Here is a 17,650-nt window from a genome sequence, read left to right on the forward strand (position 1 = left end):
CTTACATCAGCAGGTGCTCGCCGGCGTTCTCGCCGCCGAGGATCACGTAGTTCACCTTGCGCAGGTCCACCAGCTTGCGCCCGCCCGCGTAGCTGATCGAGCTCTGGATGTCTTCTTCCATCTCGCGCAGCGTGTCCGCGAGCTTGCCCTTCACCGGCTCCAGGATGCGCTTGCCCTCGACGTGGCGGTACTCGCCCTTGTTGAAGTCCGAGGCGCTGCCGAAGTATTCCTTGTAAAGCTTGCCGTCTTCCTCGACGGTCTTGCCGGGCGATTCCTCGTGCCCCGCCAGCATCGAGCCGATCATCACCATCGTCGCGCCGAAGCGCACGCTCTTGGCGATGTCGCCGTGCTCGCGGATGCCGCCGTCGGCGATGATGGGCTTGGTCGCCACGCGGGCACACCACTTCAGCGCCGACAGCTGCCAGCCGCCCGTGCCGAAGCCCGTCTTCATGCGCGTGATGCACACCTTGCCTGGGCCGATGCCCACCTTGGTCGCGTCGGCGCCCCAGTTCTCCAGGTCGATCACCGCCTCGGGCGTGCCCACGTTGCCGGCGATCACGAACGCGCCGGGCAGCTTGTCCTTGATGTGCGTGATCATGTCCTTCACCGTGTCGGCGTGGCCATGGGCGATGTCGATGGTGACGTACTCGGGCACGAGCTTCGCGGCGGCGAGCTTGTCGACGGTGTCGTGGTCGGCCTGCTTCACGCCCACCGAGATCGAAGCATAGGCGCCGGCTTCCTTCATGCGCCGCACGAACGCGACGTTGTCCAGGTCGAAGCGGTGCATCACGTAGAAGTAGCCTTCCTTCGCGAGCCTCAGGCAGATGGCCTCGTCGACCACCGTCTTCATGTTGGCGGGCACGACGGGGATGCGGAAGCTGCGGGGCCCGAGTTCGACCGAGGGGTCGCATTCGGATCGGCTCTGCACGCGGCACTTGCGCGGCAGCAGCAGGACGTTGTCGTAGTCGAAGATTTCCATGGCCAGGCTCCGTGATTCTTGGGAAGAACGGTGAGCGCTTGGAATGGCCCGGCTTCGGCAAAAAGAAACCGGGCGCAATTGCTTGGGCCCGGTGATTGATTCTACTCCGCTAGCCTTTCCGGCACCGGCTCTGGGCGATGGCCCTGATCTTCCCCCCTGAATCTTCCAGCCAGCCCACCACGCGCAGGCGGCTCGGCTGGGCGCCCTCGGGGATCTGCATCGAACGGATCTCGTAGCGCCCCGGCGCGGTGGTGACGAAGGTGTTGCGGACCAGGTTGCGCTCCACGGCGCTGCCCTCGGTGCCCTTGGGGAGCGTCTCGACCAGCAGCAGCCAGGCCGTCGCCCCTTGCGCGGGCGGGGACACCTCGATCGCCACCCCGATGTAGTCGTTGATCGGCAGGCCGTGCGCGATGCGCAATTTGTAGGGGCTGGCCGTGCGCGCGGTGAACTGCGTCGCCGCATCGGGCGGAACCTTGCGCCGCAGGCTGTCCAGCCGCTCCTGCGCGTCCCGCACCGCCACGGCCGAGAGCGGGGCGTCGTCGCCGCGCGAGCCCGGTACGACCCAATCGATCGCCAGCGAGCCGGCCGCGGCCTCGGGCGCCTGCGGGCTGCCCCAGCAGCTGTCGCAGTCGGCGTTGACGAAGCGCTCCAGCAGCGCGGCAGGCTGCGCCACGCCGTCGCTCGAGCACGAGGAGGGCTGTGCCTGCACCGTCATGGCAAGAGGCAGGATGAGCAAAACGAGTCGGTTCTTCACGGCGTTCCTACAATGGCCCGATGTTCCCAGAAGTTGCGGCCGACTCGCCTTTCCTTGCCAACCTCAATCCCGAGCAGCGCGCGGCCGTCACGCTGCCGCCCGAGCATGCCCTCATCCTCGCGGGTGCGGGCTCCGGCAAGACCCGAGTGCTCACCACGCGCATCGCCTGGCTGATCTCCACGCGCCAGGCCGGCCCCGGCGGCGTGATGGCCGTGACGTTCACCAACAAGGCCGCCAAGGAGATGATGACGCGCATCCAGGCGATGCTGCCGATCAACACCCGCGGCATGTGGATAGGCACCTTCCACGGCCTGTGCAACCGCTTCCTGCGCGCGCACTGGCGCGTGGCCAACCTGCCGCAAAGCTTCCAGATCCTCGACACGCAGGACCAGCTGTCGGCCGTCAAGCGCGTGATGAAGGCCAACAACGTCGACGAGGAGCGCTACCCGCCCCGCGACATGCAGTGGTTCATCTCGGGCGCCAAGGAGGAAGGCCTGCGCCCCAACATGGTGGAGGTGCGCGGCGAGGACGACCGCCGCAAGGTCGAGATCTACCAGCTGTACGAGGACCAGTGCCAGCGCGAAGGCGTGGTTGACTTCGGCGAGCTGATGCTGCGCAGCTACGAGCTGCTGCGCGACAACGACCCGCTGCGCGAGCACTACCAGCGCCGCTTCGCCCACATCCTGGTCGACGAGTTCCAGGACACGAACAAGCTGCAGTACCTGTGGCTGAAGATGTTCGCCGGCCAGCACAACGCGATCTTCGCGGTGGGCGACGACGACCAGAGCATCTACGCCTTCCGCGGCGCGCGCGTGGGCAACATGGCCGACTTCGTGCGCGAGTTCTCGGTCAAGCACCAGATCAAGCTGGAGCAGAACTACCGCAGCCACTCCAACATCCTCGATTCAGCCAATGCGCTGATCGCGCACAACAAGACCCGGCTGGGCAAGAACCTGCGCACCGATGCGGGCCCGGGCGAGCCGGTGCGCGTGTACGAGGCCCCCACCGACATGGCCGAGGCGCAATGGATCGTGGAGGAAACGCGGCAGCTCGCGCGGGACGACGTGCCGCGCCACGAGATCGCCATCCTGTACCGCAGCAACGCGCAAAGCCGGGTGATCGAGACGGCGCTGTTCAACGCCGCCGTGCCTTATCGCGTCTACGGCGGGCTGCGCTTCTTCGAGCGGGCCGAAATCAAGCATGCGCTGGCGTACCTGCGGCTCTTGGAGAACCCGCAGGACGACACCAGCTTCCTGCGCGTGGTGAACTTCCCGCCGCGCGGCATCGGTGCGCGCACGGTGGAACAGCTGCAGGACGCCGCCAAGGCGCGTGGCGCATCGCTGCACGATTCGGTGGCCGCCACGACGGGCGCGGCCGGCGCGAAGCTCGCCACCTTCGCGGCGAAGATCGACGCGATGCGAGCGGCCACGCAGAACCTCACGCTGCGCGAGATCATCGAGCACGTGGTGCACGAGTCGGGCCTGATCGACCACTACCGCACCGAGCGCGAAGGCGCCGACCGCATCTCGAACCTGGAGGAACTGGTCAACGCCGCCGAAAGCTTCGTCACGCAGGAAGGCTTCGGCCGCGATGCCGTGGCATTGCCCATCGACGAGCTCGGCGGCGCGGTGCTGCGCCAGTCGCCCGCGAGCCAGGGGCTGGACCCCAGCCTGCCGGAGGTGAACGAGCCCGCGCCCGATTACGTCCCGCCCGATGCGGAAACGGGCGAGACGCTGTCGCCGCTGGCCGCCTTCCTCACGCATGCCGCGCTGGAGTCCGGCGACAACCAGGCGCAGGCCGGGCAGGACGCCGTGCAATTGATGACGGTGCACTCGGCCAAGGGCCTGGAGTTCGACTGCGTCTTCATCAGCGGCCTGGAAGAGGGCCTGTTCCCCAGCGAGCGCTCGATGCAGGACATCGACGGCCTGGAGGAAGAGCGCCGGCTGATGTACGTGGCGATCACGCGCGCGCGCAAGCGCCTGTACCTCACGCACGCGCAGACGCGCCTGCTGCACGGGCAGACGCGCTACAACGTGCGCAGCCGCTTCTTCGACGAATTGCCCGACGTTTCCCTCAAGTGGCTCACCCCGAAGGACCAGCGCTTCGGCGGCTCCGCCTTCGGTTTCGGGCAGGGCTATGCGACCACGCGCGGCGGCTACTCCCCGCCGGCGCACGAACGCTTCGCCAGCCCGCCGGTGCCCCAGCAGAAGGCGGCGTCCTCGCATGGCCTGAAGGCAGGCACGAAGGTGTTCCACACCAAGTTCGGCGAAGGCACCGTGAAAGCCATCGAGGGGCAGGGCGACGACGCGCGGGCGCAGGTGGATTTCCCGCGGCACGGGATCAAATGGCTCGCCCTCGCTGTCGCGAAACTGACGCCGATCTAGTTATTCCATCACTTTCGTTGTCGTTTTTCCTGATTGGATACCCCGTTTGGGGTGCTTCAATGAAGGCATGAAACACACCGTCATCGCCGCCGTGCTCGCCGCGGCACCCATCCTCGCGCTGGCAGTCGGCAGCGACGACACCCCTGTCAGCGAGCGTCTCGCCAACGCTCACAAGGCCATCGCGGCAAAGGAGTGGCGAGCAGCGATGCGCGAGCTGAACGCCGCGCTGCGCGACGAGCCCAAGAACCCCGAAGTGCACAACCTCCTGGGCTACACCTACCGCGTACGCCCCGAGCCCGACCTGAAGAAGTCCTTCCAGCACTACGAGACGGCGCTCAAGCTCAACCCGGACCACAAGGCCACGCTGGAGTACCTGGGCGAGGCCTACCTGATGGACAAGCGGCCCGCCGAAGCGGAGAAGCAATTGGTGCGGCTGGAGCAGGTGTGCGGCAACAAGACCTGCCCGGAGTACCAGGAGCTGTTCAAGGCCATCGCCGACTACAAGGCGAAGCCGGCGAACTGACTAGCAGCCCTTGCCGCAGTTGCCCGCTTCGACCTGGAGCGTGACGTGGGCGATGCGAAAGCGCTCGCCGATCTCCTTCGCCGCCATCTCCAGGAAGCCGTCGCCCGGGGCCGTGCCGGGCACGACGAGGTGCGCCGTGAGCGCCGTGCCGGTGGTGCTCATGGCCCAGATGTGCAGGTCGTGCACGCTGGCCACGCCTGGCAGCGACTCGAGGTAGCCGCGCACCTGCGCGCTGTCGACGTCCGCCGGCACGGCGTGCAGCGCCATGCGGGTGGAATCGCGCAGCAGCCCGATCGAGCTCCACACGATCACGAGGCCGACAGCGATCGTCATCGCGGGGTCCAGCCATAGCCAGCCCGTCGCGAGGATCGCCGCGCCCGACACGGCGACGGCGAGCGACACCCCCGCGTCGCCGAGCATGTGCAGGTACGCGCCCTTCATGTTCAGGTCGTGCTTGTGCCCCGCGTGGAGCAGCCACGCCGTGATGCCGTTGACGAAGATGCCGGCGGCGGCAACCCAGATGACGGCGGTGCTTTCGATCGGCTGCGGGTTTTGCCACCGATGCACCGCCTCCCACAGCAGGCCGCCGGTCACCAGCATGAGCAGGAGGCCATTGGCGAGCGCGGCGAGGATGGAGCTGGCGCCCCAGCCGTAGGTGAAGCGCTCCGTTGGCTCGCGCCGCGACAGGCGCGCCGCGACCCAGGCGAGCACGAGGCCGAGGCAATCGCCGAGGTTGTGCGTCGCATCCGCCAGCAGCGACAGCGAATGCGACCACAGCCCGAAGCCCCATTCGACGGCGACGAACACCAGGTTGATCGCGATGCCGATCGCGAGTGCCTTGCCGGGGTCGGGCGGCAGCGAATGCGCGTGGCCGCCGTGCCCGCCGTGCCCGCCGTGATCGTGCCCGTGCCCGTGGTGATGGCCGTGGCCGTCGTGCGCGTGCTGGCCCGACACTTCTCGCTATCGGTAGGACGATGTGGGCGAGTTGGACGTCGGCGGCAGTACCGCCGGCCGGTCGGGCGCGGCGGGGTGCATCGAGGGCGGCTGCTCCATCATGTAGCCGCGCCCGTCCTTCACGCCCCGCTTGCCTTCGATCTCCCACGCCGTGCGCTGGCCCACCAGTTTGGCGAGGTTCTCGAGCTCCTCGTCGGTGTGGTTGATCGCGTTGGCGGGCGTGAGGAACTTGCCGTTCTTGGCTTCCACCTCGCCCCAGAACGACTGGTGGTAGGACGACTGCGACACCGCGCGGTCGGGGCCGGCGCCCATGTCGATGGTGCCGTAGCAGTTGCAGAAGTAGCTGCGGAAGCTTTGCTCCGCGAACACCTCGGTGTAGATGCCGGTGCCGCGGATGCCGGCCGTGAGCGTGGGCGTGACCACCTGGCGGTTGGAGCCCTTGCCGAACACGGCGGCCACGCCGCCCGTCAGCAGCCGCAGCACGCTCACCGTGAACAGCGTGGCCCCGCGCTCCACCGTGAAGCGCGAGTTCTGCCGCACCTGGAACGACGAATTGCCCATCACGAAGACCAGGTTGGAGTTGGGCCCTGTCTCGATGCTGTCGCCGGTCTGGATCGACCGCTCGCGCAGCAGGCGTTCGCCGTTGATCATCGCGTCGCCTGTGTACTCCACGATGTTGCTGCGCTGCTGCGCGTATGCGGCGGCGAAGCCGCCCATGGCCGTCCATGCGGCGGCGGCCTTCAAAAAGCTGCGGCGCTGCCACCAGAGAACTTCTTGATCGGTGCGGCCTTGCAGGATGTGCCTTGTCATCTAGGGTCCTCCGGGGGTTTCCTCTGGGTCGTCGAGAAAGCTATCACGAAAGGTGAAATACAGGGAGATGTAGAACGCGATGGTGGCGATGGTGCTGGTGGCGCCGAAAACCACCGCCGCCAGCACCTGCGAGACCGCTGCCGCGACGCCGCTGGCCGCCAGCACGGCGATGGCTATGCCCACCCAGGCCAGCGCGTACATGGCAAAGGCGCGCAGGTTGCGGATGCATGCCACGAAACTGAAGAACAGGCTCTTGACGGCGGGCACGCCGTGCCAGTGGACCAGCGCCGGCGCGTGCCAGAAGGCCAGCGAGAACGGGATGTAGAAGACCGCCGTGAGCGTCACGCGCAGCCGGAACTCGTCGGATTGCGCGATCTCCATCGCGGTCTTGCCCTCCGCCGGCACCGGCACGAGCAGCGCGACGACGATGGCCAGCACCAGGATCGCGGCCGCGTAGAACGCCCCCAGGGCCAGCATGGCCCGCACGCGCTCGCGGCTGGCGCGCAGGCCCGTGAACAGCACCGTGGGCATCGGGAAGGCGCTTTCCTGCGCCACGCGCGTGGCCGCCATCAGCCCCAGCGTGGCCACCGGCACCAGGGCGCAGGCCAGGAACGGCCCCAGCAGCGGCACCACCAGCATCGCCAGGCCGAGCGTGGCGTACAGGAACACCAACGCCGCCAGCGCGAGCGGCTGCTTGAGGAAGGTGCGGAACCCGAGCTGGACCCATTGGAAGCCTCTGGCGGCAGGGACGATGTTGAGCTTCATCGATACGCAGGGAAGTCGGGGCTGGATGCGGCTTCATTGCACCACGGGTGCAAGGCGCCAGGGGGAGCGTGACAAATTTAACGCAGGGTTTGCGGGGCGAAAGCGACACGCTGCCGCAGCACCCGCTCGAAATGCGTGGGGTCGTGCGGCTTGAGCAGGGCGGCCTCGCGCGGCAGGTGGAAATCCCACAGGCGCGAGATCCAGAAGCGCAAGGCGCCGGCCCGCAGCATCGCCGGCAGCAGGTGGCGCTCGGCCGTCGAGAAGGGGCGCACGCGGCCGTAGGCGTCGAGGAAGGCGCGGGCGCGCTCCTCGTCGTGCGCGCCGGTCTCCAGCGCGATGCACCAGTCGTTCAGGCACACCGCCACGTCGAACAGCCACGTGTCCACGCCCGCGAAGTAGAAGTCGAAGAAGCCCGTGAGCTTGCCGTCCTCGAACATCACGTTGTCGCGGAACAGGTCGGCGTGGACCGGTCCGCGCGGCAGGGCCGCATAGGCCGAACTCGCGGCGACGTGGTTCTGGAAGGCGAGCTCGCTGCGCAGCAGCGCCGCCTGGTCGGGGTCGACATAGGGCAGCACCACCGGCACCGTCTCGTTCCACCAGGCGAGCCCGCGCAGGTTGGGCTGCACCATCGTGAAGTCGCGCCCTTGCAGGTGCATGCGCGCCAGCGTGGCGCCCACCGCGGCGCAATGCGCGGGTGTGGGCTGCAGCTCGCTGTGGCCGCGCAACTTCTCCACCACGGCGGCGGGCTTGCCTTCGAGCGTGAAGAGCAGCTCGCCCTCGGGGTGCGCGGCCGACGCGGTGCCCGGCTGGCACTGCGGCTCCGGCACCGGGATGCCGTGGCGCGCCAGGTGCTTCATCAGGTACAGGTAGAACGGCAGCTGCTCGTGCGACAGGCGCTCGAACAGCGTCAGCACGAACTCGTGCTTGACGCCTTCCTTTTCCGCCGTGAGGAAGTAGTTGGTGTTCTCGATGCCGCCCTGGATGCCGCGCAGCGACGCGAGTTCGCCCAGGTCGAGGCGGCGTAGCAGCGCGCCGGCCGCTTCCTCCGGGACTTCCGTGAAGACGGCCATCAGAAGCTGAAGACGTTCCAGACCCGCTCGCCGCCCTTGTTGCCGGGGCGGCTGTCCCCGCTGCGCGCGGGGTTGGCGGGAAGGATCTCGTAGGCGGGCATGTCGCCCTTGGGCTGCACGGTGATGCTCTGCGTCTGGCCCGCGTAGCGCACCTCGTCGATCGCGACGGCGCTGTCCTCGACGTGGATGCGCTCGACCTTCTGGTTCTTGCGCGGCTGCAGCGGCTGCGGCTCCTGCACCAGGGGCGCGGTCTGCGCTTGCGCGGCGAAGGCGGCGAGGGCGAGGACGGGAACGATGAGGCGCATGGGCGGATTGTAGGGTGCTGCCAAGCCCGGGTTGGCGGGGCAGGCACAATCCTTTTCATGAGCGAAACGCAAGCGGAAACGATGCCCATCCTGGCCGAAACCGGCGAGCCCAAGGTGGTGCTGCTGGTGGACGGATCGAGCTACCTGTACCGCGCCTTCCACGCCATGCCGGACCTGCGCGCGGTGCCCGGCGACCCCACCAGCCCCGCCACCGGCGCCATCCGCGGCATGATCAACATGCTGCAGAAGCTGCGCAAGGACGTGCGCGCCGACTACTGCGCCTGCATTTTCGACGCGCCGGGCAAGACCTTCCGCGACGAAATCTACCCGCAGTACAAGGCCACGCGCAACCCGATGCCGGACGACCTGCGCGCGCAGATCGAGCCGATCCACGAGGTGGTGCGGCTGCTCGGGTGGAAGGTGCTGAACGTGCCCGGCGTCGAGGCCGACGACGTGATCGGCACGCTGTCGTGCATGGCGACGGAGCGCGGCTTCCGCACGATCATCTCCTCGGGCGACAAGGACCTGTCGCAGCTCGTGAACGAGCACGTCACCGTCATCGACACGATGAACGACCGCAAGCGCGACGTCGCCGGCGTCACCACCGAGTTCGGCGTGCCCCCCTCGCTGATGGTGGATTACCAGACGCTCGTGGGCGACTCCGTGGACAACGTGCCCGGCGTCGACAAGGTCGGCCCGAAGACGGCGGTGAAGCTGCTGCAGGAATGGGGCTCGCTCGACAACCTCGTGGCCAATGCCGACAAGATCAAGGGCGCCGTCGGCGAGAACCTGCGCAAGGCGCTGCCCTGGCTGCCCACGGGCCGCGAGATCCTCACGATCAAGAAGGACTGCGACCTGAAGGACCACATCCCCGGCCTGCCGGAGCTGGAGGACATCGCGGTGGTCGAAGGCCAGCACGTCGAGGAGCTGAAGGTCTTCTACGAGCGCTATGGCTTCAAGGGCCTGGTGCGGCAGCTCGAGACGCACGAGGTGCCGCCCGAGCTGATCGAGGAACAACGCAGCAAGAAGAAGCTGGGCCCCGGCCCGGGCGCGCAGTTCGAGGAGCCGGACCTGTCGGGCCTGTCGCAGGTGACGACGCTGCGCTACGACACGGTCTTCACCTGGGCGCAGCTGGAAGACTGGCTGAAGCGGCTCGACGAGGCGGAACTCGCGGCCGTCGACACCGAAACGACCTCGCTCGACGAGATGGTGGCGGAGATCGTGGGCATTTCGTTCTCGGTGAAGCCCGGCGAGGCGGCGTACGTGCCGCTCGCGCACAACTACCAGGACGCCCCGGAGCAGTTGCCGCGCGACGAGGTGCTGGCCAAGCTCAAGCCCTGGCTGGAGAACCCGCAGAAGAAGAAGCTCGGCCAGCACATCAAGTACGACCGCCACGTGTTCGCCAACCACGGCATCGACATCCGCGGCTACGAGCACGACACCATGCTGCAAAGCTACGTGCTGGAGGTGCACAAGCCGCATTCGCTGGCGAGCCTGGCCGAAAGGCACCTGGGCCGCAGCGGCATCGACTACGAGACCATCACCGGCAAGGGCGCGCACCAGATCCCGTTCGCGCAGGTGTCGGTCGACAAGGCGGCGGAGTATTCGTGCGAGGACAGCGACCAGACGCTGGACGTGCACCTGGCGCTGTGGCCGAAGCTGCAGGCCGACAGCAAGCTCGCCTTCATCTACGGCCTGGAGATGCAAAGCAGCGAGTCGCTGTTCCGCATCGAGCGCAACGGCGTGCTGATCGATTCGGCCATGCTCGCGAAGCAAAGCACGGAGCTGGGCCAGCGCATGATGCAGCTGGAGCGCGAGGCGCACGAGCTCGCGGGGCAGCCCTTCAACCTGGGCTCGCCCAAGCAGATCGGCGAGATCCTGTTCGTCAAGCTCGGGCTGCCCGTGAAGAAGAAGACGGCCAGCGGCGCGCCCAGCACCGACGAAGAGGTGCTCGAGGAACTCGCGCAGGACTACCCGCTGCCGGCCAAGCTGCTCGAACACCGCGGGCTGTCGAAGCTGAAAGGCACGTACACCGACAAGCTGCCGCTGATGGTCCACCCGAAGACGGGCCGCGTGCACACGCACTACGCGCAAGCGGTGGCGATCACGGGGCGCCTGTCGTCGAACGACCCCAACCTGCAGAACATCCCGGTGAAGACGGCGGAAGGCCGCCGCATCCGCGAAGCCTTCGTCGCCGCGCCGGGGCACCGCATCGCCAGCGCCGATTACAGCCAGATCGAGCTGCGCATCATGGCGCACCTCTCCGAGGACGCCGCGCTGACACGCGCATTCGTCGAAGGCATGGACGTGCACCGCGCCACGGCGGCGGAGGTGTTCGGCGTGGCGCCCGGCGACGTGACGAGCGAGCAGCGCCGCTACGCCAAGGTGATCAACTTCGGGCTGATCTACGGCATGTCGAGCTTCGGCCTCGCACGCAACCTGGGCATCGAGAAGGGCGCGGCGGCGAATTACATCCAGCGCTACTTCGAGCGCTACCCGGGCGTGAAGACCTACATGGACGAGACGCGCATGTCCGCCAAGAGCAAGGGCTACGTGGAGACGGTGTTCGGCCGGCGCCTGTACCTGCCCGAGATCAACTCACCCAACGGCCCGCGCCGCGGCGGCGCCGAGCGCCAGGCGATCAACGCGCCCATGCAGGGCACGGCGGCCGACCTGATCAAGCTGTCGATGGTGAAGATCCAGGACGTGCTCGACGCCGAAAAGCGCGGCACGCGGATGATCATGCAGGTGCATGACGAACTGGTGTTCGAGGTGCCCGAAGCCGAGGTCGACTGGGTGAAGGCCGAGATCCCGAAGCTGATGGCGGGCGTGGCCGAGATGCGCGTGCCGCTGCTCGCCGAGATCGGCGTCGGCGCCAACTGGGAAGAGGCGCACTAGCGCGCGCGGGGTCAGCAGCGCTCGAGGTGCGGCTCTTCCAGCCGCACCGCGATGCCGGTCACGCCGTCGCGGTGGTCCATGCGCACGACCTTGCCGTGCGAGCGGAACGTGAAACCCTCGCCGGGCACGTCCATCTCCAGGAAGATCATCGGCTCCTCGGGGGGCTGGCCGCGGATCTCCAGGTAGAGCCCGGACGGGCTCACGTTGCGGGCGACGCCTTCCGAGCCGTCGCCCAGGCGGATCGGCAGCTCGACGCTCTGGCGCGGGTCGTGGCGGTTCTCGGTGAACATGGCGCGAGTGTGCGTCGCATGTGAAAGCGGCGGAACCGGGCGATCACCGCCTTGCGGCGTAGGACGATGCCTATCCGCAGCGGACGGCCACGACCTTTCCGGACGCATCGACGTCGATCGACAGCCGCCGCGCATCGAACTCCATCGTGACGACTTGCCCCGGGTGCAGCGGGCGCACGCGCTCGGCACGGGCGCGGCTGCGCGCCTGCTCGCCCAGCGGGTTGTTGTACGGCTGCCCGACGGCGAATTGCGCGGCCTGGGCGTCGCATTCGCCGGGTGCGAACACCGGTGGCGGCGGTGCTTCGGGCACGTCCGGCGGTGGCACGGTGCAGCCGGCAACGAGGGCGAGGGCGGCGGGGGCCAGGCAGGCGAATTTCATCGGCGCCATTGTGCCGCGCTTGGGGAATTGCCTTGGCGGCCGTTAAGCATTTCACCTACCGCGCCCGTGCGCCCCCCGCCCAGAATCACTGCAACACACAAGCACACCAGAGGAGTCGCCATGAACGCCATCACCCGCACGCTGGTCAAGAACCTCGTCGTCGCCGCCACGCTGGGCCTGGCCGCGCTGGCCACCTGGGCCGTGACCGAGTCGCAGGCGCCGGCCATCGAAACCTCGGCGCAACGCTGACCCCGCGCGCCCGTCGGGGCGCGGTTGCTAAGATCGCCGCCAGGAGGCTGCGGGGGAGTGCCCGCCTGGCATGACATTCATCTGGATCGTGATCGCGACCCTCGCGGCGGGGATCGGCAGCGTGTGGCTGGCCGCGGGCCTCGCGCGCATCGGCATGATGGCCGCCGATGACGGGCGCGCCACCTACGTCGGGCCTCACCACCTCCTCAGCCTCGCGGCGGGCGCGCTGCTCGCCACCGCGTTCATGCAGTTGCTGCCCGAGGCCTTCGAAAGCAATGCCCGCGCGCACGCGCTGTTCACCACGCTGCTGGTGGGCCTCGTCTTCTTCTTCCTGCTGGACAAGGCGGAGCTGTGGCACCACGGCCATGAGCACCACCACGAGCATGGCGAACACGACCATCACCACCACCATGACCACGACGAGCCGCGTTCGGGGGCATGGGCCGTGCTCACGGGCGACAGCCTGCACTGCTTCGGCGACGGCGTGATGATCGCGTCGGCTTTCGTCGCGCATCCGCGGCTGGGGTGGGCGGCGGCGCTCGCGGTGCTGGCGCACGAAGTGCCGCACCACATCGGCGACCTGGCGGTGGTGCGCATGACCAGCGCGAGCCGCCGCGTCGCGCTGGTGAAGGTGTCGCTCGCGGGCGCCGTGACGGTGCTCGGCGGCGTGGCCGGCTACCTGGTGCTGGACCACGTGCGCGGCGCGCTGCCTTACTTCCTGGTGGTCGCCAGCAGCAGCTTCATCTACGTCGCGCTGGCGGACCTGATCCCGCAGCTGCAGCGGCGCCTGTCCTCACGCGAGACGATCGTGCAGGTCGCCTGGCTGCTGGTGGGCATCGCGATGGTCACCCTCGCGAGCCAAATCGCGCATCAATAGCGGTACGGGTTGTAGGGCGAGCGGTCGAAGCGGTCCGGCACGCCATCGCGGTCGCGGTCGCGGTACGCGTAGTGGCCGTGCGCGGGACGCCAGTGGCCCGGCACCCACACGTGGCCGTTGCCCTGCCATTCCCAATGGCCTTGCACCCAGGTGCGCTCGGCACGCACCGGTTGGTACACCACCACCGGCGCGGGCACCGCGTAGACCGGCATGCCGATCTGCACATCCACGGTGGTGCGCGCCGCGGCGGTGCCGGCGAATGCAGCCGCGGCGATAGCGGCGGCAGCGAAGGTGATGCTCTTCATTCCCATGTGAACCTCCATCGTTCGACGCCCCAAGGTTGAGCCGCGCGCGTGAACCGATCGTCGAAGGTTTGCGAACCGCAGGTGAAGTTGGTATCGCGATGCACGCGGCGCCACGGAACAGCAGTCCTACACGCCCATCAAATTCGTCCGACAGGGGTGTCGGTGGCGCAGGCATAACGTGATGGCCCCATCTCAAAGGAGCAGACGCATGGCATCACGTGACTTCGAGGACAGCAACCGCAACCCCGGGCAACCGGCCTCGTCGGGCAGCGGTGCGCAACAGGAACGCGGGCAAGGCTGGGGCGGCGAGACGCGCGGCAGCTGGGGCGGCACGCAGGGCTCGCAGCAATCGCCGGGCTCGCAGCAGTCGCAGGGCACGCAGGGCGCGCAGGACCCGTACGGCAGCCACCGCGGCTATTCCACGCAACACGACAGCCACGGCTACGGGCGCGGCACCGGCGGTTCGGACTGGGGACAGGGCCAGAACCCGTCGCGCGGCAGCGAGTACGGCGGCTACGGCGGCGAGTTCGGCGGCCAGGGCGGCTATGGCCGCAACGCGGGCGGCATGCAGTCGTCCGGCTTCGGCGGGCAGGGTTACGGCGGGCAGGGCTATGGCGGCGGCCAGGGTTCATGGGGCGGCCAGGCCGGCGGCGGCGACTGGGGTACCTACGAACAGGCCAACTACGGCCAGCGCGGCGGCGGTTACGGCTACGGCTCGCAAGGCAGCTTCAGCGGGCAGGGCCAGCATGCGCAGGGCACGTACGGGCAGGCCAGCTACGGGCAGGGCGGATACGGCTCGCAGGGCTACGGCCAGCAAGGCGGCGGCTACGGCAGCAGCCAGCACTACGGCGGCCAGGGCGGCTACGGCCAGCAGGGCAGCTACGGCCAGCAAGGGCACGGCAGCGGCCAGCACATGGGCGACCACCACGACCACGACTACCGGCAGTGGCGCGACGAGCAGATGCGCAAGCTGGACAACGACTACCACTCGTGGCGCCAGGACCGGTACCGCAAGTTCGCCGAGGAGTTCAACACCTGGCGCGAGTCGCGCAGCGGCGGCCAGGGCCAGAACACGACGGCTTCCACGACGGGCTCCGGCACCTCTGGCGGCACCAGCGACACCGGTGGCACGCAGGGCTCCGGCGGCTCGACGACCAACCGCACGAAGTAGCCCCATGAAGACGACAACCCTTCGCGCGCTGCCCCTGGTGGCGGCGCTCGCACTCTCATCCGGCTGGGCCTTCGGCCAGGCGGCCGCCACCGGCACGGGCTCTTCGATGACCGGCGGGCGCGCCGCGCCGGCGGCCCAGCCGGGCGCCGGCACGCGCAACGCCGAAACGCGCAAGGACGACCAGCTCGCGCGCGGCGACCGCAAGTTCATCCAGGACGTCGCGGGCGGCGGCATGTTCGAGGTGCAGGCGGCGCAACTCGCGGCATCGAAGGCGTCGAGTCCCGACGTCAAGACCTTCGCGAGCAAGCTCGCCGACGACCACCAGCAGGCCAACAACGAGCTGGTGCAAATGGCCAACGCGAAGAAGGTGGAGCTCCCCGCCGCGCCGCCGCGCGCCAAGCGCAGCGCCATCGTGAAGCTGGGCAAGAAGAGCGGCGCCGCGTTCGACAAGGCCTTCATCGCGGACGTGGGCATCAAGGACCACGAGAAGGACATCGCGAAGTTCGAGAAGGCCTCGAAGGACGTGAAGGATGCCCAGCTGAAGGCCTGGATCGACAAGACGCTGCCGCACCTGCGAGAACACCTCGCGATGGCGCAGAAGATCCAGGGCGGTGCGAAGGCCGACGGAGCGGCGATGGGGCACACAGCCACGGGGAAAAAGACCGGAGGCTGAGCACGCCCGCACGCGGTCCGACGCCGCCGTGAGGCGCCGTCCGACAGCGTGACTCAGGCGCACGGTGAAAAGATGAGGCTCGCGCGCGCAAGCTGTAGCGTGCGCCACCCGCGGGGGAATTTCACATGAAGCGCTGGAGTCTGGGCCTGGTCGGCACCTTGTGCGCGGGAATCGCCTGCGCCGCCGTCGAAAGCGAATCCCAGGCCCTGCAGGCGCCGCGCGCCCTCATGCCCGCCGCACCGGCGGCCAGCGCGCCCATCGCGCGCCCCGGCATGTTCGCCGCCGCTTCCGCCCCCTTCGTCAAGCGCCTGTCGCCCGAGCAGCGCGACGAGTGGCGCTTCCTGAAGGACGCCGCGGCCGGCGGGCGCTTCGAACTCGACGCGTCGAAACTGGCGCTGTCACGCTCGAGCGACGCGCGCGTGCGTTCGCTCGCCGCCACGCTCGTCAACCACCACAGCGGCACGCAGCCGCGCCTGCAGCAGATGCTCAGCGCGCGCAGCATGGCGCCGCCGATGCTCTCCAACGACCAGCGCAAGGCGCTCAACCGCCTGGGCAAGCTGCAGGGCGCGAAATTCGACCGCGAGTGGATGGATGCGGTGGGCCTGCGGTCGCAGCAGGAAGGCGTGGTCGCTTACGAGCGGGCCGCGCAAGCCGCGCGCGACCCCGCGCTGCGCTCGTGGGTGGAGCAGGTGCTGCCCACGCTGCGCTGGCAGTTGCAGGCGGCGGAGCGCATCGTGAACGGAGGCACTAGGTACGCGCGCATCGCGCCGTCGCCGCAAGCCGTGATCAAGGCGCCCGAAGCCGCCACGCGCTACATGGGTGCGCCGCCGGCGACGCTGTCGAACACGGCGGGCGACCTGGGCGAGGGCAACATGTTGCTGGGCCCCGTGCGCCCGGTCGCCGTGAAGGTCACTGAGCCGGTGGCGAATATCCGGTGACGCGCCACTTGCCGTCGCGGTCCAGCACCGTGGTGACGGCTTCGATGCCCTCGCGCTTCTCGAACTTGCTCTGGAAGATCACGGTGACGTACTCGCCGTTGGGCTGGCCCGCGAGCGTGGTCTTGTAGGCGCTCTCGACGATCTTGCGTTCGACGAACGCGCCGAGCGGCTCGCGCACCTTCGGGACCGCATCCATCCACGTGCCCAGCGGGACCATGCCGCGGAAGACCGAGCTCGTCGTCTCCCACGAGCGGCCCCAGTCGCGGCGGTCCAGCAGCACCAGCCAGCCTTGCGCGGCCAGGCGTGCGTCGGCTTCCTTCTGGGCGATGGCGGGGTCGGAGGCCGGCGCCGCGGGCGCGGTCTGCGCGAAGACGGGCGCGGCGATGAAAAGTGAGGCGGCGAGGGCCGCGGTGATGAATCGCATGCGGGCAGTCTAGCCGAGGAGCTGGCGCATGAGCCTCGCGTTGGCCTGGCCCTGGTCCTCGTAGTTGGTGTTGAAGAGGATGTGCATCGCATCGACCCGCGACGCGACGTCGCGGATCTCGGGAACCATCGCCGACAGCTCTTCGGGCGAGTACCAGTAGTTGAAGCGGCTGGACGACGCCTCGGCCTTGATGTTCCAGGTGTCCTTGTTGCGGCCGTGCAGGCGCAGCAGCGCGATCTTCGGGTGCGTGGCCTCCGACACCAGCGGCACGCTGTTCGTGAAGCCCTGCGGGCCGTCGACCATGGTGTGCACCACGCCCAGGTCGCGCTCGAAATCGATCGTCTTCTCCAGGTTGTCGCCCTCGAACCAGCTCTTGTTGCGAAACTCCACGGCGACCGTGTGCCCCTCCATCCGTTCCACGCAATGCCGCACGTGCGCCATGCCGTCGCGGTTGCGAATGAGCCAGGGCGCGAACTGGAAATGCACGGCGCCCAATTTGCCGGCGTCCTTCAGCGGCGCAAGCGCCAGCACGAAGCGCCGCCACAGCTCGTCCTGGATCTCCCGCGGCGTGTCGCGCCAATACACCTGCCGCGGCGCATCGGGGCCGAAGGCCTGCGCGATGTCCTTGCCCATCACCATCGGCTGCGTCTGGTGGCCGGTGAAGAGGCGAAAGGCCTTGACGTTGAACGTGAAGTCCGGCGGCGTGCGCTCGGCCCACAGCAGCGAGTTCTGCGGCGTGGGCATGCCGTAGTAGCTCGAATCGACTTCGACGATGGGGAACTGCGTGGCGTAGAAGCGCAGCCGCGCCTCCGCCGACTTGCAGTCCTTCGGGTAGAAGCGGCCGCAGTCGATCAGGGTCTTGTCCGTCCAGGAGGCCGAACCTATGAGAATCGAACCCACTG

20 protein-coding genes are annotated in these 17,650 nt (G+C 68.5%); 8 read left to right on the forward strand and 12 right to left on the reverse strand.

Going from position 1 to position 17,650, the window contains the following annotated elements; all coding sequences use genetic code 11:
• Position 1 precedes the first annotated feature (1 nt).
• Entirely contained in the window at positions 2-979 is a 978-nt protein-coding gene (locus WG903_RS09660; protein WP_340074695.1) for a GMP reductase, read from the reverse strand.
• Positions 980-1,088: 109 nt separating this feature from the next.
• Positions 1,089-1,694 (reverse strand): hypothetical protein, encoded by a 606-nt coding sequence (locus tag WG903_RS09665; protein WP_340074697.1) that lies wholly within the window; start codon positions 1,692-1,694, stop codon positions 1,089-1,091.
• A 59-nt stretch (positions 1,695-1,753) separates the two neighbouring features.
• Here WG903_RS09665 and WG903_RS09670 point away from each other — a divergent pair, with 59 nt between their 5' ends.
• Both WG903_RS09670 and WG903_RS09675 read left to right on the forward strand, forming a co-directional pair.
• The gene (locus WG903_RS09670) at positions 1,754-4,117 is read left to right on the forward strand and encodes a UvrD-helicase domain-containing protein (protein WP_340074699.1); all 2,364 of its coding nucleotides are present in this window, start codon (positions 1,754-1,756) and stop codon (positions 4,115-4,117) included.
• A 67-nt stretch (positions 4,118-4,184) separates the two neighbouring features.
• Complete coding sequence (locus tag WG903_RS09675) at positions 4,185-4,640, forward strand: tetratricopeptide repeat protein (protein WP_340074701.1); 456 nt, start codon at positions 4,185-4,187, stop codon at positions 4,638-4,640.
• Here WG903_RS09675 and WG903_RS09680 read toward each other — a convergent pair whose 3' ends face one another.
• The 5 genes from WG903_RS09680 to WG903_RS09700 form a co-directional block, all read right to left on the reverse strand.
• The gene (locus WG903_RS09680) at positions 4,641-5,594 is read right to left on the reverse strand and encodes a cation diffusion facilitator family transporter (protein ID WP_340074704.1); all 954 of its coding nucleotides are present in this window, start codon (positions 5,592-5,594) and stop codon (positions 4,641-4,643) included.
• Positions 5,595-5,600: 6 nt separating this feature from the next.
• Complete coding sequence (locus tag WG903_RS09685) at positions 5,601-6,404, reverse strand: twin-arginine translocation signal domain-containing protein (RefSeq protein WP_340074706.1); 804 nt, start codon at positions 6,402-6,404, stop codon at positions 5,601-5,603.
• Positions 6,405-7,169 carry a BPSS1780 family membrane protein gene (locus WG903_RS09690; protein ID WP_340074709.1) on the reverse strand — a complete coding sequence of 255 codons (765 nt, stop codon included), beginning with the start codon at positions 7,167-7,169 and terminating at the stop codon, positions 6,405-6,407.
• 77 nt (positions 7,170-7,246) lie between these two features.
• The gene (locus tag WG903_RS09695; protein WP_340074711.1) at positions 7,247-8,239 is read right to left on the reverse strand and encodes a homoserine kinase; all 993 of its coding nucleotides are present in this window, start codon (positions 8,237-8,239) and stop codon (positions 7,247-7,249) included.
• Positions 8,239-8,544, reverse strand: a complete 306-nt coding sequence (locus tag WG903_RS09700) for a hypothetical protein (protein WP_340074712.1) — start codon at positions 8,542-8,544, stop codon at positions 8,239-8,241. Before WG903_RS09700 ends, WG903_RS09695 begins: the two co-directional genes overlap by 1 nt.
• Positions 8,545-8,601: 57 nt before the next feature.
• Between WG903_RS09700 and polA the strand changes: the two genes are divergently transcribed.
• Entirely contained in the window at positions 8,602-11,442 is a 2,841-nt protein-coding gene (polA, locus tag WG903_RS09705) for a DNA polymerase I (protein ID WP_340074713.1), read from the forward strand.
• An 11-nt stretch (positions 11,443-11,453) separates the two neighbouring features.
• Here polA and WG903_RS09710 read toward each other — a convergent pair whose 3' ends face one another.
• Together WG903_RS09710 and WG903_RS09715 are read right to left on the reverse strand one after the other, a co-directional pair.
• Positions 11,454-11,732: a PilZ domain-containing protein gene (locus WG903_RS09710; protein WP_340074714.1), complete on the reverse strand. Its 279-nt coding sequence runs from the start codon at positions 11,730-11,732 to the stop codon at positions 11,454-11,456.
• 70 nt (positions 11,733-11,802) lie between these two features.
• Positions 11,803-12,111 carry an I78 family peptidase inhibitor gene (locus WG903_RS09715; RefSeq protein WP_340074716.1) on the reverse strand — a complete coding sequence of 103 codons (309 nt, stop codon included), beginning with the start codon at positions 12,109-12,111 and terminating at the stop codon, positions 11,803-11,805.
• A 120-nt stretch (positions 12,112-12,231) separates the two neighbouring features.
• Here WG903_RS09715 and WG903_RS09720 point away from each other — a divergent pair, with 120 nt between their 5' ends.
• Both WG903_RS09720 and WG903_RS09725 read left to right on the forward strand, forming a co-directional pair.
• The gene (locus tag WG903_RS09720; RefSeq protein WP_340074718.1) at positions 12,232-12,360 is read left to right on the forward strand and encodes a hypothetical protein; all 129 of its coding nucleotides are present in this window, start codon (positions 12,232-12,234) and stop codon (positions 12,358-12,360) included.
• Positions 12,361-12,430: 70 nt separating this feature from the next.
• Entirely contained in the window at positions 12,431-13,237 is an 807-nt protein-coding gene (locus WG903_RS09725) for a ZIP family metal transporter (protein ID WP_340074720.1), read from the forward strand.
• On the opposite strand, the gene WG903_RS09730 is transcribed toward WG903_RS09725, so the two are convergent.
• The gene (locus WG903_RS09730) at positions 13,231-13,548 is read right to left on the reverse strand and encodes a hypothetical protein (RefSeq protein WP_340074722.1); all 318 of its coding nucleotides are present in this window, start codon (positions 13,546-13,548) and stop codon (positions 13,231-13,233) included. The two genes, WG903_RS09725 and WG903_RS09730, sit on opposite strands and share 7 nt — an antisense overlap.
• A 202-nt stretch (positions 13,549-13,750) precedes the next feature.
• Between WG903_RS09730 and WG903_RS09735 the strand changes: the two genes are divergently transcribed.
• From WG903_RS09735 to WG903_RS09745, 3 genes are all read left to right on the forward strand, one after another.
• A complete protein-coding gene (locus WG903_RS09735) occupies positions 13,751-14,713 on the forward strand; it encodes a hypothetical protein (protein WP_340074724.1) in 963 nt (320 codons plus the stop codon).
• Positions 14,714-14,717: 4 nt separating this feature from the next.
• The gene (locus WG903_RS09740) at positions 14,718-15,386 is read left to right on the forward strand and encodes a DUF4142 domain-containing protein (RefSeq protein WP_340074726.1); all 669 of its coding nucleotides are present in this window, start codon (positions 14,718-14,720) and stop codon (positions 15,384-15,386) included.
• 125 nt (positions 15,387-15,511) lie between these two features.
• Complete coding sequence (locus WG903_RS09745; protein ID WP_340074728.1) at positions 15,512-16,324, forward strand: DUF4142 domain-containing protein; 813 nt, start codon at positions 15,512-15,514, stop codon at positions 16,322-16,324.
• Here WG903_RS09745 and WG903_RS09750 read toward each other — a convergent pair.
• Together WG903_RS09750 and WG903_RS09755 are read right to left on the reverse strand one after the other, a co-directional pair.
• Positions 16,296-16,748: a DUF4019 domain-containing protein gene (locus WG903_RS09750; RefSeq protein WP_340074730.1), complete on the reverse strand. Its 453-nt coding sequence runs from the start codon at positions 16,746-16,748 to the stop codon at positions 16,296-16,298. The genes WG903_RS09745 and WG903_RS09750 overlap by 29 nt on opposite strands.
• A gap of 9 nt (positions 16,749-16,757) precedes the next feature.
• Complete coding sequence (locus tag WG903_RS09755) at positions 16,758-17,648, reverse strand: DUF72 domain-containing protein (protein WP_340074732.1); 891 nt, start codon at positions 17,646-17,648, stop codon at positions 16,758-16,760.
• Positions 17,649-17,650: the final 2 nt, after the last annotated feature.

It is taken from the genome of Ramlibacter sp. PS4R-6 (assembly GCF_037572775.1).
Classification (GTDB): Bacteria; Pseudomonadota; Gammaproteobacteria; order Burkholderiales; family Burkholderiaceae_C; genus Ramlibacter.